At 57.8% G+C, this 13986-nt stretch carries 16 protein-coding genes; 12 read left to right on the forward strand and 4 right to left on the reverse strand.

Features of this window, described 5'->3' with window-relative positions; genetic code table 11:
- Positions 1–27: 27 nt before the first annotated feature.
- The 4 genes from AC22G1_RS03070 to AC22G1_RS03085 all read left to right on the forward strand — a co-directional run bounded on the left by AC22G1_RS03070 (position 28) and on the right by AC22G1_RS03085 (position 3426).
- Complete coding sequence (locus tag AC22G1_RS03070) at positions 28–1188, forward strand: aminotransferase class V-fold PLP-dependent enzyme (RefSeq protein ID WP_487315473.1); 1161 nt, start codon at positions 28–30, stop codon at positions 1186–1188.
- 59 nt (positions 1189–1247) lie between these two features.
- Positions 1248–1370, forward strand: coding sequence for a DUF2065 family protein (locus tag AC22G1_RS03075; protein ID WP_487316680.1), 123 nt, complete (start codon positions 1248–1250; stop codon positions 1368–1370).
- 63 nt (positions 1371–1433) lie between these two features.
- Positions 1434–2729, forward strand: coding sequence for an adenylosuccinate synthase (locus tag AC22G1_RS03080; RefSeq protein ID WP_487315474.1), 1296 nt, complete (start codon positions 1434–1436; stop codon positions 2727–2729).
- A 91-nt stretch (positions 2730–2820) separates the two neighbouring features.
- Positions 2821–3426 carry a tetratricopeptide repeat protein gene (locus AC22G1_RS03085; RefSeq protein WP_487315475.1) on the forward strand — a complete coding sequence of 202 codons (606 nt, stop codon included), beginning with the start codon at positions 2821–2823 and terminating at the stop codon, positions 3424–3426.
- On the opposite strand, the gene AC22G1_RS03090 is transcribed toward AC22G1_RS03085, so the two are convergent.
- Complete coding sequence (locus AC22G1_RS03090) at positions 3417–5195, reverse strand: sulfatase-like hydrolase/transferase (RefSeq protein WP_487315476.1); 1779 nt, start codon at positions 5193–5195, stop codon at positions 3417–3419. The two genes, AC22G1_RS03085 and AC22G1_RS03090, sit on opposite strands and share 10 nt — an antisense overlap.
- Before the next feature lie 142 nt (positions 5196–5337).
- On the opposite strand from AC22G1_RS03090, the gene rnr reads away from it, so the two are divergent.
- Together rnr and rlmB are read left to right on the forward strand one after the other, a co-directional pair.
- Positions 5338–7686, forward strand: coding sequence for a ribonuclease R (rnr, locus tag AC22G1_RS03095; RefSeq protein ID WP_487315477.1), 2349 nt, complete (start codon positions 5338–5340; stop codon positions 7684–7686).
- An 8-nt stretch (positions 7687–7694) separates the two neighbouring features.
- Entirely contained in the window at positions 7695–8435 is a 741-nt protein-coding gene (rlmB, locus tag AC22G1_RS03100) for a 23S rRNA (guanosine(2251)-2'-O)-methyltransferase RlmB (protein ID WP_487315478.1), read from the forward strand.
- On the opposite strand, the gene AC22G1_RS03105 is transcribed toward rlmB, so the two are convergent.
- A complete protein-coding gene (locus AC22G1_RS03105; protein ID WP_487315479.1) occupies positions 8423–9166 on the reverse strand; it encodes a DUF481 domain-containing protein in 744 nt (247 codons plus the stop codon). The genes rlmB and AC22G1_RS03105 overlap by 13 nt on opposite strands.
- Positions 9167–9364: 198 nt before the next feature.
- On the opposite strand from AC22G1_RS03105, the gene rpsF reads away from it, so the two are divergent.
- The 4 genes from rpsF to rplI are packed head-to-tail and all read left to right on the forward strand — an operon-like array spanning position 9365 to position 10793.
- The gene (gene rpsF / locus AC22G1_RS03110) at positions 9365–9751 is read left to right on the forward strand and encodes a 30S ribosomal protein S6 (protein ID WP_487315480.1); all 387 of its coding nucleotides are present in this window, start codon (positions 9365–9367) and stop codon (positions 9749–9751) included.
- Between the two features lie 5 nt (positions 9752–9756).
- Positions 9757–10065, forward strand: coding sequence for a primosomal replication protein N (gene priB / locus AC22G1_RS03115; RefSeq protein ID WP_050659849.1), 309 nt, complete (start codon positions 9757–9759; stop codon positions 10063–10065).
- Positions 10066–10077: 12 nt separating this feature from the next.
- Entirely contained in the window at positions 10078–10305 is a 228-nt protein-coding gene (gene rpsR, locus AC22G1_RS03120) for a 30S ribosomal protein S18 (RefSeq protein ID WP_008486569.1), read from the forward strand.
- 35 nt (positions 10306–10340) lie between these two features.
- Positions 10341–10793 carry a 50S ribosomal protein L9 gene (gene rplI, locus AC22G1_RS03125; RefSeq protein ID WP_050659848.1) on the forward strand — a complete coding sequence of 151 codons (453 nt, stop codon included), beginning with the start codon at positions 10341–10343 and terminating at the stop codon, positions 10791–10793.
- Positions 10794–10856: 63 nt separating this feature from the next.
- On the opposite strand, the gene AC22G1_RS03130 is transcribed toward rplI, so the two are convergent.
- On the reverse strand, positions 10857–11843 hold the full coding sequence (locus tag AC22G1_RS03130; RefSeq protein ID WP_487315481.1) for an NAD(P)/FAD-dependent oxidoreductase: 987 nt from the start codon (positions 11841–11843) through the stop codon (positions 10857–10859).
- 154 nt (positions 11844–11997) lie between these two features.
- Between AC22G1_RS03130 and AC22G1_RS03135 the strand changes: the two genes are divergently transcribed.
- Positions 11998–12123: a hypothetical protein gene (locus tag AC22G1_RS03135; protein WP_487315482.1), complete on the forward strand. Its 126-nt coding sequence runs from the start codon at positions 11998–12000 to the stop codon at positions 12121–12123.
- A 24-nt stretch (positions 12124–12147) separates the two neighbouring features.
- Here the strand turns inward: AC22G1_RS03135 and mutH are convergent, their stop codons facing one another.
- The gene (gene mutH / locus AC22G1_RS03140) at positions 12148–12837 is read right to left on the reverse strand and encodes a DNA mismatch repair endonuclease MutH (RefSeq protein ID WP_487315483.1); all 690 of its coding nucleotides are present in this window, start codon (positions 12835–12837) and stop codon (positions 12148–12150) included.
- A 641-nt stretch (positions 12838–13478) separates the two neighbouring features.
- On the opposite strand from mutH, the gene rppH reads away from it, so the two are divergent.
- Positions 13479–13979, forward strand: coding sequence for an RNA pyrophosphohydrolase (gene rppH, locus AC22G1_RS03145; RefSeq protein ID WP_050659844.1), 501 nt, complete (start codon positions 13479–13481; stop codon positions 13977–13979).
- Positions 13980–13986: the final 7 nt, after the last annotated feature.

Here is a 13986-nt window from a genome sequence, read left to right on the forward strand (position 1 = left end):
TTCGCCGGGCTTTTTCATGGGGGAAACATGCTCAAGCAGCACTATCAGCGCTTTTTAAGCCACCATCAGGGCAAGCAGCACTACGCCTGCCATAGCCACCACTTCTGGCCCGACATTACCCGCAGCGCGCAACTGGCCTACTGGGACGACAGCGCCCGCCTGGCCGACGAAAAGTGGGGGATGTTTTTCAGCGAAAAGGTGCCGGCGCTGCAACGCCACATCGCCAGATTGTTGTCGTTGCCCCAAGCCGAGCAGCTGGTCTTTGCTCCCAACACCCACGAATTCGTGCTGCGGCTACTGTCTTGCCTGCCAAACCACCCTAAGGTGCGGATCCTCACCACCGACAGCGAGTTCCACTCGTTCAGCCGCCAGTGCCAACGCCTCGAAGAAGCAGGCCTTGCCGAGGTGGTGCGGGTAGCGACCCAGCCTTTTGCCAGCTTCGAGGCAAGGCTTATTAGCGAAGCGGCCAAAGGCGGCTGGGATCTGCTGTTTTTCAGCCAGGTGTTTTTTAACTCCGGGGTGGCGGTGAGTGACCTTGGCGCCATCGTCAATGCTATACCTGACCCGCAAACTTTGATTGCCATCGACGGCTACCACGGCTTTTGCGCCATCCCGACCGATTTAAGCGCCATTGCCCACCGCGCCTTCTACCTTGCCGGCAGCTACAAATATGCCCAGGGCGGCGAAGGCTGCTGCTTCTTGGCGGTACCGCCGGGTTGCACCTTGCGGCCGGTCAACACCGGCTGGTATGCCGAGTTTGGCGCCTTGGAACAAAGCCGGGGCCAAACCGCCGCCTATGCCAGCAACGGCATGCGCTTTGCCGGCTCCACCTTTGACATGTCGGCCCTTTACCGGGTGCTGAGTGTGCTGGACTGGTACCAGCGTGACGGCATCACCATTGAGGCCATCCACAGCCACGTGCAGCAGCTGCAGCAGGCTTTTTTGGCCGAGCTTGATGCCATTGCCAGCCCGCTGCTTCATCGCGGCCAGCTGCTCTGCCATAACCTTGACCGGCATGGGCATTTTTTGACTTTCGCGCTGCCGGACGACGCGGCCACCCAGAGACTGGCTGACTTTTTGCGTACCCAAGGTATACTCACCGACCACAGAGGCAACCGTTTGCGTTTTGGCTTTGCTCCCTACCATGAACTGGCCGATATCCGGCTGCAGGCATTGAGGGAACTATGAGCACTTTCCTGCAACTTTGTGCCCTCTGGCTGGTGCTCGAAGGTCTTGGGCCGGCCCTGATGCCAAAAAAGTGGCAACAACTGATGGCTGAACTTTCCCAGCAAAATCCCCGCGTAATCAGGCAAATAGGGCTGGTTATGCTGGTGCTGGGCGGGCTGTTGGCCTGGCTGGTCAAACATTAGGCCTTAATTCCTTCGGGGGTTTTTTGGTAGAATCTGTTTTTAAGCAACGTTCCTAGAGAGACAATGGGCAAAAATGTTGTGGTCCTTGGCACCCAATGGGGTGACGAAGGCAAAGGAAAGGTAGTCGACCTGCTAACCGACAAAGCCGCTTACGTGGTCCGTTATCAAGGCGGTCACAATGCGGGGCACACCCTGGTCATCAACGGTGAAAAAACCGTTCTGCACCTCATTCCCTCCGGTATTCTTCGCGAAGACGTGCAATGCCTCATCGGTAACGGTGTGGTGCTGGCGCCTGACGCCCTGATGCGCGAAATCGCCATGCTGGAAGAAAAAGGTGTGCCGGTTAAAGAGCGCCTGAAGATCTCCGAAGCCTGCCCGCTTATCCTCAAATACCATGTCGCCATCGACCAGGCCCGTGAAAAGGCCCGTGGTGCTAAGGCTATCGGTACCACCGGTCGTGGTATCGGACCTGCCTATGAGGACAAGGTGGCCCGCCGTGCCCTGCGCGTTGGCGACCTGTTCCATCCCGAGCGCTTCGCCGAGAAGCTCAAAGAGGTGCTGGACCACCACAACTTCATGCTGACCCAGTACTACAAGGTTGAGCCGGTTTCCTTCGAAGAAACCCTGGCCGAAGCCAAGGCAACTGCCGAGTACCTCAAGGGCATGACCGTTGATGTAACCGATCTGCTGGACAAGGCCCGTAAAGCCGGTGAGCCCATCATGTTCGAAGGTGCCCAGGGCACCCTGCTGGACGTTGACCACGGCACTTACCCCTACGTGACCTCGTCCAACACCACCGCCGGTGGCGTGGCCACAGGCTCCGGTTTCGGCCCTTGCCACCTCGACTACGTGCTGGGTATCGTCAAGGCCTACACCACCCGTGTTGGCGGCGGTCCTTTCCCCACTGAGCTTGATTGCGAAGTCGGTCACCACCTGGGTACCGTGGGCAAAGAATTTGGTGCCACTACCGGCCGTAAGCGCCGCACTGGCTGGTTTGACGCTGTAGTGATGCGCCGCGCCGTGCAGATCAACTCCATCACCGGCTTCTGTCTGACCAAGCTCGACGTCTTGGATGGCCTGGAAACCGTGAAGATCTGCACCGCCTACAAGCTGCCCAGCGGCGAAGTCGTTGAAGTGTCGCCCCTGGCTGCCGAAGACTTCGATGGCATCGAACTGGTGTACGAAGAGATGCCGGGCTGGAGCGAAAGCACTGTTGGCGTCACTACCCTCGAAGGCCTGCCGGCTGCTGCTCGCGCTTACATCAAGCGCATCGAAGAGCTGACCGGTGTGCCCATCGACATCATCAGCACTGGCCCTGACCGTGTTGAGACCATGGTGCTGCGCCACCCCTTCGCGTGATGCACACTTTGTGAAAAAGGCCGCTATCAAGCGGCCTTTTTTGTTAAAGCAAAACCCGTGATTGCCGATAGACTAGGGTGTGGAGGTACCTATGTTTGGCCGCAGTCTTTTTATTGTCTTGGCGTTATCCGGCCCGGTGATGGCCGAGGATCTCAAGCCCGTCCAGGTTTATGGCCAGGACGAGCTGCTGGAGCTTATTGCCAAGAACAAGCACCTGCGCCGGGTACTGGACGATGACTGCCAACTGGTGCAGGACATCGAAGCCCGCGCTGAAGTCGCCAAAATTCCCGCTTACGAATTCACCTGGGGCGATATGCTGGCCCACGGTATCTGCGTGCCCACCAATGTCACCTTGGGGATATCGTACATCCAACGTTCTGCCGACCAGGGCCTGCCTGAGGCCTTGGAGCAGCTGGGGCGCTATTACGCCACCGGCAAATGGGTGCAGACCGACATGAACAAGGCCATGCAGCTGCTGCGCATGGCGGTCATGGAACACAACCTCAAAGCCACCCTGCGCTTTGCCGACTTGGCCATCAAAGGCTATGGCATCCCGCAGGACAAAGAGCTGGCCCTTCGTGAACTCAAAGGCGCCATCATCCCCAACCGCGACCAATGGCGCCAAGCCAACAACCTGGTGGCGCGCCTCGAAAGGCAACTGCCGGCCACCGTGGTGGCGCAGCTTTCTCAGCGGTAAAAATGCCCCATCATTCCTAAGGCGTCTTTAATGGCGCTGGCTGGCGGCTGGCTGCTGCTGGGGTTTAGGTTGTTGTCCATCACCTCGGTTTGCCCGGTCGGGTAGGTCACCACCAATTCCTTAGGGCTCTTTAGCGCATAGTTGTAATAACTGCCCACCAGCAGCCAGGGGCGCGGGCTGCTGTCTGACAGCAGTTTGCCAACGCTGTAGTCGGCGAGCGGCGCCTTGGCACCAAACACCCCTTGTGCCAGAGTCGGTACCAGATCGAAATGGCTGGTGCGATAGTCCACCTCACCCTGGCCTTGCCCCGGCCAGTGGATCACCAACGGCACCTTGACCTGGGCGTCAGAGTAGTTGGAGCCGTGGCCCCAGTAATTCTTATGGTGGTCGTTAAATTCCTCGCCATGGTCGGCGCTGATGATAATAACGGTGTTGTCCAACAGCCCCTGCTGCTTGAGGTTGGCCAGCAACTTGCCGACCAGGCTGTCGGCATAGCGCACCGCGGTGCGGTAGCGGTTGCGATAGGGGGCGGGGTCAAAATCATTGTTGAGCTTGATGTGGTCGACCCTGTCCCAGTAGGGCTGGAATTTAGGCTCGAAATCGTCCGGGAAATCGTAGGCATGGACGGTGTCGAAGAACAAAAAGCCAAAGAAGGGCTTTTGCTTGTCACGGCTATTCAGGAACGACTCGAACTGGTTGACGGCATTGCGGTCGCGCTTCCAGCGGCGTTCCTCGCCGGCTTCGGAATGAATGGGGCGAATGCCGGAGAACACGGTTTTATCAAAGGCGGGGCTGCGCAGGGTAGCCGAGCCATAAACCCCGAATTGATATCCGGCGTTTTCAAAAAGGTCCATCAAGACCGGCGACTGCTGGCTGTCGTCAAAAGCGCCCCAGTAAGTGGCGGGCAGGCTGTAGAACAGCGAGAAGATCCCGGCCTGGGTGGAATTGCCGCCACTGAAATGGTCCATGTAACGCTTGGTGTCGGGGCTGGTGGCAAAGGCGGTGATGTTGGGGCTGACGGTGCTGTTGAGCTCATCGGCCCGCCAGGTATCAATCAGCACGTACAGTACGTTGAGCTTGGGCGTCACCGTTGCCGTTACTGGGCTTAGCGGATAATGCAGGGCCCCTTTTTCGTGGACATTAAGGGCATCGCTCTCGGGATGGGCGGTGGCCCAGCCGTGTTTGGCCATAAAGCGCTTGGCGGTAACGGGCTGGTAGATGGGCAGGTTACGGGTCAGGATGGTGATGTGGTTGATGCCCCTGGCGTCGGCGACGGCATGCCAAATCTGACTACTTAAGAAAGCCATAAGAATTGCCGCCCACACTGGCCACTGTCGCCATTGCTTGCTGCTGATACGCCAAAACCCGGTAAACAGCAGCAACGACAGCAACAAGGCGCCGATGCTGATTAGCCAGGTAAGCCAGGAGAATTCAATCACTTCCCCGGGCTGGCTTAAAAAAAGCTGAAACACAAAAGGGCTAAGGTGAAAGCGGTACTGCTCAAAGACTTCCAGGTCTACCCACAGCAGCAGGCCGACCACCGCCGCCCCTGGCACCAGCAGCCAGCCGGAAAAACCCCGCAGCAGCAAGGCCAAAGGCCAGCTGAAAAGGGCGCAAAGGCCGGCGATAAGGCCGTACCACCCCAACATCGCCAGCAGCAGGTAGCTTAGCGGTGCGGTGGTGAGGTGGGGCATGAAAGCGGTAAATTGCCAAAGCAGCACTGCCACAGGCAGCAGGGCCATCAGCCAGAAGCGGCCGACCCGAGACATCAACGACATGTCATAAAACCTAGGGAAAAAAGCGCCTTATATTGTGCATTCGCCTTCTTTATTCCCCAAGCATTAAAGAGAAACACTATGTTACTCGGTGCTCAAGGGTATAATGGTGGCAAATTCAGCAAATGAGAGCGCCATGCGCGATCAGATAAAGGACCCCTTCGCCGACCGCGAAGCAGAGAAATACGACAATCCCATCCCGAGCCGGGAAGCCATCCTCGAAGAAATGCGCACGCTGGGCAAACCCCAGAGCCTTCGCGCCATGATTAATCACCTGCAACTGGACGATGAAAACCAGCAGGAAGGATTGCGCCGCCGGCTACGAGCCATGGAACGTGATGGCCAATTGGTCTTTACCCGCCAAAAAGCCTATGCCCTGACCGAGCGGATGGACCTTATCAAAGGCCGTGTCCAGGGCCACCCTGACGGCTTTGGTTTCGTCAAAGTGGACGAAGGCCAAGACTTGTTCCTGTCGCCGACCGAAATGTACAAAGCCTTCAACGGCGATCTGGTGCTGGCCCAAGCCATCAAAACTGACCGCCGTGGCCGCCTGGAAGGGCGCATCGTGCGCGTGTTGGAGGCCCGCTCCTCGCAGCTGGTTGGCCGCTATTTTCGCGACGACGGCATCGGTTTTGTGGTGCCGGACGACAAGCGCATTGCCCAGGATATCCTGATCCCCGACGAAGCCCGTGGCGGCGCTCGCGCCGGGCAAGTGGTGGTGCTGGAACTGACCCAGCGCCCCAGCACCCGTTTCAGCCCTGTAGGTAAGATTGTCGAGATCCTCGGCGAGCACATGGCGCCGGGCATGGAAATCGAAATCGCCCTTCGCAGCCACGATCTCCCCCACACTTGGCCTGATGAGCTCAAGGCTGAAATTGCAGGCTTGAGTGAAGAAGTCTTAGAAGAAGACAAGCAAGGCCGGGTGGATCTTCGCGACCTGCCACTGGTCACCATCGATGGCGAAGACGCTCGCGACTTTGACGATGCCGTTTACTGCGAAGCCAAAAAGTCCGGCGGCTGGCGCCTGTGGGTGGCCATTGCCGACGTATCCCATTACGTACGTCTGGGCACGGCGCTCGACAAAGAAGCCTACAACCGCGGCAACTCGGTGTATTTCCCCTCCCAGGTGATACCTATGCTGCCCGAGGTGCTCTCCAACGGCCTTTGTTCACTGAACCCGGCCGTGGATCGCCTCTGTATGGTGTGCGAGATGACGGTGTCTGATAAAGGCGCCTTGTCCGGCTACAAGTTCTACCCGGCCGTGATGCACTCCAAGGCACGGCTCACCTACAACAAGGTGCAGGCCATGCTCGACGGCGACGAACCGCTGCGCGAGCAATACAGTGCCGTGCTGCCCCACGTTGAAGAGCTGAACCGACTCTTTGAAGCCCTCAAGGGTAGCCGCCGTGAGCGGGGCGCTATCGAGTTTGAAACCCAGGAAACCAAATTCCTGTTCAACGAAGAGCGCAAGATAGAAAAGGTGGTGCCGCTGCACCGGGTAACGGCGCACATGATCATCGAAGAGTGCATGATCCTCGCCAACGTTGCCTCGGCCAAGTTTGTGCAAAAGCACAAGGTGCCTTGCCTGTACCGGGTGCACGACCTACCGGACGAAGAAAAGATCTCCAACTTCCACCAGTTCTTGGGCGAGTTGGGGCTTTCCATGGGCGGCGGCCTCGAGCCCGAGCCCAAGGACTTCACCAAACTGCTTGAGAAACTGGGTGATCGCCCCGACGGCGAGCTTATCCAGACCATGCTGCTGCGCTCCATGAAGCAGGCGGTCTATGAAGCGGATTGCCGCGGCCACTTCGGCTTGGCGCTGTCGGCCTATGCCCACTTTACCTCCCCCATTCGCCGTTATCCCGATCTTATCCTGCACCGTGCCATCAAGGCGGTGCTGGCCAAGGAAGACGTCACCGGCAAGGGCGGCTTTGTCTACACCGAAGAGAAAATGGACGCCATGGGCGAACATTGCTCCATGACCGAGCGCCGCGCTGATGACGCCACCCGCGAAGTGGCCGATTGGCTCAAGTGCGAATACATGCAGGATCATGTGGGCGACATCTTTGGCGGTGTGATATCGTCCGCCACCTCTTTTGGCCTGTTCGTGCGCCTGAACGATCTGCTGATCGAAGGCCTGCTGCATGTCACCAGCCTGGAAAACGACTACTACCACTTCGACGCCACCCAGCAAGCCCTGGTGGGTGAACGCACCGGCAAACGCTATCGCTTGGGCGACAGCATCGAGGTGCGGGTAGCGGCGGTGAACCTGGATTCGCGCAAAATCGATCTGGTGCTGGCCAGCGAAGGGCGAAACAGCGGCCGGCCCTCGGTCCGCGAAGGGCTCAAGAGCGGCAAGATCGTCAAAAAAGGCGGCAAAAAAGACGCCGCCCAGGTTCTGGCCGACGGCTTTGCCGGCAAGAAAAAGGGCAAGCACAAGCCCAAGCCGTCCAAAGGCGGCAAGAAACCCCGTAACAAGAACTAAGAGGCATCATGAGTCAGGATTGGATCTTCGGTATTCATGCCATTGAAGGCGCCATCGAGCGCCAGCCGGAGACACTGCTTAAGCTCTGGGTTGCCCGCGAGCGCCAGGACCAACGTTTAGCCGATGTCGTTGCCGACGCGCAAAGCATGGGCCTGGCCATCGAATGGGTGGCCAAAAAGACCCTGGACGAGAAATCCAAAGGCGCCGTGCATCAGGGCGTGATGGCCGAGATCAAAGCGGCCAAAGCGCTCAACGAGAACAAACTGGCCGAGTTACTGGAAAAGGCCGAGCAGCCGCTGCTGCTGGTACTGGATGGCGTGACCGACCCCCACAACCTGGGGGCGTGTCTGCGTACGGCCGATGCCGCCGGTGCCACGGCGGTTATCGTGCCCAAGAACAACTCGGCCAGCCTCAACGCCACGGTGCGTAAAGTCGCCTGTGGCGCGGCAGAGACGGTGCCTTTGGTCGAAGTGACCAACCTGGCCCGCACCCTTCGCAGCTTGAAAGAGCAGGGGGTGTGGATAGTGGGAACGGCCGGCGAAACCGATAAAACCCTTTATGGCACCCGCCTGACCGGCCCGATGGCGCTGGTCATGGGGGCCGAGGGCAAAGGGCTTCGCCGCCTGACCCGCGAGCACTGCGACGAACTGGTGGCCATTCCCATGGCGGGGCTGGTATCCAGCCTCAACGTGTCGGTGGCTACCGGCGTGTGCCTGTTCGAAATCGTGCGCCAGCGTCAGAACGTATAAAGCAGGTTCAAGGTGGAGTGGGTGTCGAAGTTGGATTTGTCGGCATCCACCACTTCTGAATAGCGGTAATAAAAGCCCAGTTTCAACGCCAAATCGTCCCACAGCTGGTTAGTGAGGGACGCATCCAGTACGCCGGTGGTGTTTTGTATACCGGCTTCCAGATCCAAACCGATGTTAAAGCGGGTTCGCTCGTGAATACGGCGCTCAAACTTCAGCGCGGTGCGGACAATGGCCTCGTTAATTTGGCTTTTATCGCTGTCATCGGGCGGCGCCTGCAGGCGATAACCCGGGCCTATCTCGAACTTGAGCGAGGTAAAACGGCGGCTGATGAGGTTGGTACCGTAACCGGACGACAGTGAGGTTTCCGAGCTGTAGGAGCCGAAGCGGTCGAAGATCTGGCTGCCACGTAGGAACAGGTAGTGGTCGGCCCACATCTTTAAGTCTGACTGCAGCTGCAATTGGTATTCTTCGGCGCTGGTGGAGTTGCTGTCCTGGGCGTAGTTGGACATAAACACCACTTCTTGGTGGGTTTGGTCGGTGTCCATGGCTACTTTCAGGCGGGTGTTGTAGCTTTCGGTGTTGGTGTTGCCGTTGTAATAAGACAGGCCGACTTCCGCTTCCGAGGCGAAACGGTATTCTGCTTTGGACTTGCCATAATAAGGCGGCACCAGTGCCCAGGCGTTGGACACCATCAACAGCAATAACAACCCCAAAAAACGCATCTCTCTCATCCCCTTGTAAGACGGCTTTCCCTGCCCTGACTGCGCCAGTATGCCAGCCTCGCTAGGGTATAAAAATCTGCCTTGTATGAAAATCCTCGATTCTGTAGAATTTGCGCCCTTGTATCGGCCGTTCTAACAATCTCCTTGCCTCCCCACCGGTCCGCGGTCGAGCCGGGTTGTGAGGCTACTAACCCGTAAGGAGCAATCATGCGTCATTACGAAATCGTGATCATGGTTCACCCTGATCAAAGCGAGCAGGTTCCGGGCATGATCGAGCGCTACACTGGTGCCATCAAAAATGGCGGCGGTGAAGTAACTCGCCTGGAAGACTGGGGCCGCCGTCAACTGGCTTACCCGATCAACAAGCTGCACAAGGCTCACTACGTTCTGCTGAACGTTGAAACCTCTCAAGAAGTGGTTGACGAGCTGGAAAACACCTTCCGCTTCAACGACGCTATTCTGCGTCACGCCATCATGCGTACCAAGCACGCTGTGACCGAAGTTTCTCCTATGGCCAAGGCCAAGGAAGAGCGTCGTGACCGTCGTGACGATCGCGAAGATAGCGTTGAAGCCGAAGAGGCCAGCGCCGAGTAAGGCAAGTGCAACGTAATCGGGTGCAGTTGGACGGGCATCTTGCCAAGGCGCCAAGGCGCAGCAAGAGTCCGGTTGGGATCCCACACTGCCAGTTCTGGCTGGAGCATTACTCCTCTCAGAGCGAGGCCAATATGGCCAGGCAGGCGAAGCTGCGAATAGCAGTGGTTGCCAGTGGTGAAGACCTTGAACAACAAACCCGGCTATTAGAGATGGGGTCGGCAGTGACCGTGACCGGATTTCTGGTCAGCCATATGGGCCGAGACGGCCTGGCCAAAGTGGTACTGCATGCCCAGCACATCGAATTGTTGAATTAGGAGATAAGCCCCATGGCCCGTTTCTTCCGTCGTCGCAAGTTCTGCCGTTTCACTGCAGAAGGCGTCACTGAAATCGATTACAAAGACATCGCAACTCTGAAGAACTACATCACCGAGAGCGGCAAGATCGTACCTAGCCGTATCACCGGTACCAGCGCCAAGTATCAGCGCCAGCTGGCCCGTGCTATCAAGCGCGCCCGCTACCTGGCTCTGCTGCCTTACACCGACCTGCACAAGTAAGGTCCGTCCTGGGATAGAGTTGAGAGGAATCGTCAATGAACGTTATTCTGTTGGACAAGATCGCTAACCTGGGCAGCCTGGGTGATCAAGTCAAAGTTAAAGCTGGTTACGCTCGTAACTTCCTGATCCCGCAGGGTAAAGCTGTTATGGCTACCCGCGACAACGTTGCTCACTTCGAAGCGCGTCGCGCCGAACTGGAAGCCAAACTGGCTGAAGTTCTGGCTGCTGCCGAAGCTCGTGCCGAGCAGGTTAAAGGTCTGGAAAGCGTTGAAATCGCTGCCAAAGCCGGTGATGAAGGCAAACTGTTCGGTTCTATCGGTACTCGCGATATCGCCGACGCCATCAGCGCCAAAGGCGTAGCCGTTGCCAAGTCCGAAGTTAAACTGCCCGAAGGCGCCCTGCGCTCTACCGGCGAGTTCGACATCGAGCTGCAACTGCACAGCGATGTATTCGCTAACGTTAAAGTGGTTGTGGTTGCCGAAGCCTAAGCTTCGCGACTTCACTACGAAAAAAGCCGCCTTCGGGCGGCTTTTTTTATGGCAGGCGTTGGCCTAGCCGTCTTTTTGCAAGGCGGCCAGCATCCGCTCGGCCAGCTCCTGGCCGGCCAGCCAGGCCCCTTCCACCCGGGCGCCGTGGCTCCAATCGCCACCACAACCGAGACGCAGGCGCTGATCAAAACCACTGGCACCGTCGAGGTTGCCTCTTGCAAAGCGCCAGCGTTTGGCGATGGCTTCATCTGGTTTGCGGGCCGGCACACCCAGTAGCTTGAAGAACTGTTCACTGAGGATGCTTGCGACCTCTTCGGGCTCAAGCTCCATGTGGCTGGCACTCCAGTCACTGGTGGCGTGAACAACCCAGCGCTGGGGCTGGGCCAGGCGGCCGGGTTTGTCGGAGTCCAGGGCCAGCCAATCGATGCTGTCGCTTTCGACAAAGGCGGCATTGATCTCGGTATCAAGAGCCTGGGTAAAAGCTAGGCCCAGGGCCCAGGTCGGCTGCATGCGCACCTTGCGGGCCAGCATGGCCAGGCGTGGGCTGGCGCTCACCAATGGCACGGCCTGGGGCGCCGGGGTGGTGACCAATAACCCGTCAAAGGGGCCAAAGGCTTCACCTTGGGTGTTTTCCAGCCACCATTGGTCGTCCCGGTGATGGCAACCGCAGATGGTCTGGCCGCAGCGGACATCCAGGTTGCTTTCCAGAAAACGGGTAATGGCGCCCATATGGGGCAGGCCGACGTAACGCTGCACCACATCCTGGGTATGCAGACGGCTGCTGCTGGACAGTTGATAAGGAGTGACCAGCCATTCGGTGGCGATCCCCTGGGCTATCCAGTTGCCTAATTCGTCGATAAAGCGCGGATGCCGGGCAGTAAAGTACTGGGCGCCAAGGTCAAAACTCCCCCATTGGCTGGTACGGCTGCACATGCGGCCGCCGCTGGCTTGGCTTTTTTCAAAGATGGTGGGGGTGAGTCCGTGTCCCTGCAAGATCCGGGCAGCGGTGATACCACTTAACCCGGCGCCGATGATGGCGATACTAGTCATATCAACCTCTTGACTGCCTGGGTGCTTTGTAAACCAGCATAACCCCCTTTATCGGGGCTGTCAGGGGATCAATGTCAATACTGTGCTTAAGCACAAGATAGGGGCGCAAAGCCTGATGGCGACAACCGGGCTGAATAACAGGAACACCAAGGCCATGCCAAAGAAGCCATGGGCCAGCCAAACCTCGCTGTGGTGGATAGGCCACCAGGCCAAGGCGACCAGCGACAGTAAGCCGATACGTATCCCTGTAGGCAGAACCATCTTCAACCTCATTAAATGATAACCATTATCAACAATGGCTAGGTTATACGAGGCTGAAGGCTTCTGCCAGTAGTTGGCGGGTAAAAAGTGCGCGTAGGTAAAAGCCCTTGGGCTGGACAGCCACCAGTTGGCCCTCGGCATTGCGGGCCTGGACCTTGACCTTGCCGTTGGCGGCTTTGGGCCTCAGCTGCAGCACCTGGCCCTTGTGGGCGCTTATCTCATCAAAGCGCCCCAGGGCAAGTTGCTCCACCAGCTCTTCCCAGTCTTGGCGCAGCGCTTGCTCTTGGGCGGGGTTGGGGCGCCACAGCAGCGGCGTGGCAATAACCCGCTCGGCCGGGGCCAGTTGCCGCTCGGCCAGGATGGGGATCCACAGCACGCAGGCCAGCTTTTGGCGCACATGGCTGGTTTCCCAGGTAACGCCCTGCCAGCCCTCGGCTGGCGCGACGGCCACAAAGGTGCTTTCCAGCGGTTTGCCGTGTCTGTCCACCGGCAGGGTCTTGAGCTCTACGCCCAGATGGGGGAAGTCGGGCTCTGGCTTGGAGCCAGCCTTGGCGCCCAAGAGGGTTTCGAGCAGCATGCCCATCCAGCCTTTCTCGCGGCGCAGGTGCCCCGGGATCCCAAGACCGGCAATTTCGCCCAACTGGCCAAGGTTGTAGCCAGCCAGGCTGTTGGCTCTGGCCATCAGCTGCTCAAGGCTTTGCGGTGGTTCGGGGTGCGGATGGGGCGTTTGCATGGTCACGATTCTACTGGCAAAACAGCGCTTTGGGTGTACAGATCTTGGGCAGTCGCCGGATCTTGGTTTATACACAGCGCGATCGTTCCATTACTGCATGATCTTTAAAGGATTCTTTTCAGCAACTTGCTGCAGATCCATGAATACCCAAGGGCTTGGGGCTAACTATCCACATTCTCATGCACAAAAATCTGGGATAACTGCCAAAGGTGGGCAGTGGGCGCCTGCCGCTGTGTAGAAATCGGCCTTTATCTGTGGATTAAATGCTGTTGATTAACTCCTGAGCGAATAAAGTTACCCACATCGGAAAACACAAACGATCAGATCCCCAAGTGCTGTCAATGGATCGAAGCGATCGCTTTTTATAAATTAATCCTTTTAAAAACAATGTCTAATTTGATTCATTGGTTCGCATAGTTCGCCGCTTGCCTGACACCCATCCACTCTCCTGATTTTACTCACCAGTTTATCAACACCACTGTCCACAGAATATGTGCATGGATGACAGTGTGGGGCTGTGGATAACCTTGGGTTGATGGGATAGTTGTTCCACAGCCCCGGCTCCTGGCCTCGAATTCCTTTTGCTGGTCAATCATATCTGTGGAACAATCCAAGCAATAACGCACTGTTTTGAGGCTGGCATGATCGATAACGACGGTTTCCGTCCAAATGTCGGCATAGTGATTTGCAATCAGCAGGGCCAGGTGCTGTGGGCCCGTCGCCGGGGACAACATTCCTGGCAGTTTCCCCAAGGCGGTATCAATGATGGGGAATCGGCAGAGCAGGCCATGTATCGCGAGCTCTGGGAAGAAGTCGGACTCAAACGCAAGGACGTGAAGGTCCTGGCGGTATCGCGCCACTGGCTGCGCTATCGCCTGCCCAAGCGCATGGTACGTAAGGAACAGGCACCGGTCTGTATCGGCCAGAAGCAGAAATGGTTCCTGCTGCAACTCACCTCAGCCGAATCGGCCGTGGACCTGGGGGCCACCGGGCACCCGGAATTTGATGATTGGCGCTGGGTCAGCTACTGGTATCCAGTAAGGCAGGTAGTGTCGTTTAAACGCGATGTCTACCGCCGAGTAATGAAGGAGTTTGCAACCCAAGCCATGCCTTTTGGTCGCCAGGATAGAAGAAGGGCCTGAACGCCCG

Source organism: Gallaecimonas zhanjiangensis (assembly GCF_057624825.1).

Bases quoted from the DNA above. Each gene is read 5' to 3' on its own strand.
- AC22G1_RS03130 (WP_487315481.1), bottom strand. From the start codon at position 11,843: ATGACTAGTATCGCCATCATCGGCGCCGGGTTAAGTGGTATCACCGCT.
- rplI (WP_050659848.1), top strand. From the start codon at position 10,341: ATGAACGTTATTCTGTTGGACAAGATCGCTAACCTGGGCAGCCTGGGT.
- rppH (WP_050659844.1), top strand. From the start codon at position 13,479: ATGATCGATAACGACGGTTTCCGTCCAAATGTCGGCATAGTGATTTGC.
- AC22G1_RS03135 (WP_487315482.1), top strand. From the start codon at position 11,998: ATGCCAAAGAAGCCATGGGCCAGCCAAACCTCGCTGTGGTGGATAGGC.
- mutH (WP_487315483.1), bottom strand. From the start codon at position 12,837: ATGCAAACGCCCCATCCGCACCCCGAACCACCGCAAAGCCTTGAGCAG.
- AC22G1_RS03105 (WP_487315479.1), bottom strand. From the start codon at position 9,166: ATGAGAGAGATGCGTTTTTTGGGGTTGTTATTGCTGTTGATGGTGTCC.
- AC22G1_RS03080 (WP_487315474.1), top strand. From the start codon at position 1,434: ATGGGCAAAAATGTTGTGGTCCTTGGCACCCAATGGGGTGACGAAGGC.
- AC22G1_RS03070 (WP_487315473.1), top strand. From the start codon at position 28: ATGCTCAAGCAGCACTATCAGCGCTTTTTAAGCCACCATCAGGGCAAG.
- AC22G1_RS03090 (WP_487315476.1), bottom strand. From the start codon at position 5,195: ATGTCTCGGGTCGGCCGCTTCTGGCTGATGGCCCTGCTGCCTGTGGCA.
- rpsF (WP_487315480.1), top strand. From the start codon at position 9,365: ATGCGTCATTACGAAATCGTGATCATGGTTCACCCTGATCAAAGCGAG.
- rlmB (WP_487315478.1), top strand. From the start codon at position 7,695: ATGAGTCAGGATTGGATCTTCGGTATTCATGCCATTGAAGGCGCCATC.
- AC22G1_RS03075 (WP_487316680.1), top strand. From the start codon at position 1,248: ATGCCAAAAAAGTGGCAACAACTGATGGCTGAACTTTCCCAGCAAAAT.
- rnr (WP_487315477.1), top strand. From the start codon at position 5,338: ATGCGCGATCAGATAAAGGACCCCTTCGCCGACCGCGAAGCAGAGAAA.
- rpsR (WP_008486569.1), top strand. From the start codon at position 10,078: ATGGCCCGTTTCTTCCGTCGTCGCAAGTTCTGCCGTTTCACTGCAGAA.
- AC22G1_RS03085 (WP_487315475.1), top strand. From the start codon at position 2,821: ATGTTTGGCCGCAGTCTTTTTATTGTCTTGGCGTTATCCGGCCCGGTG.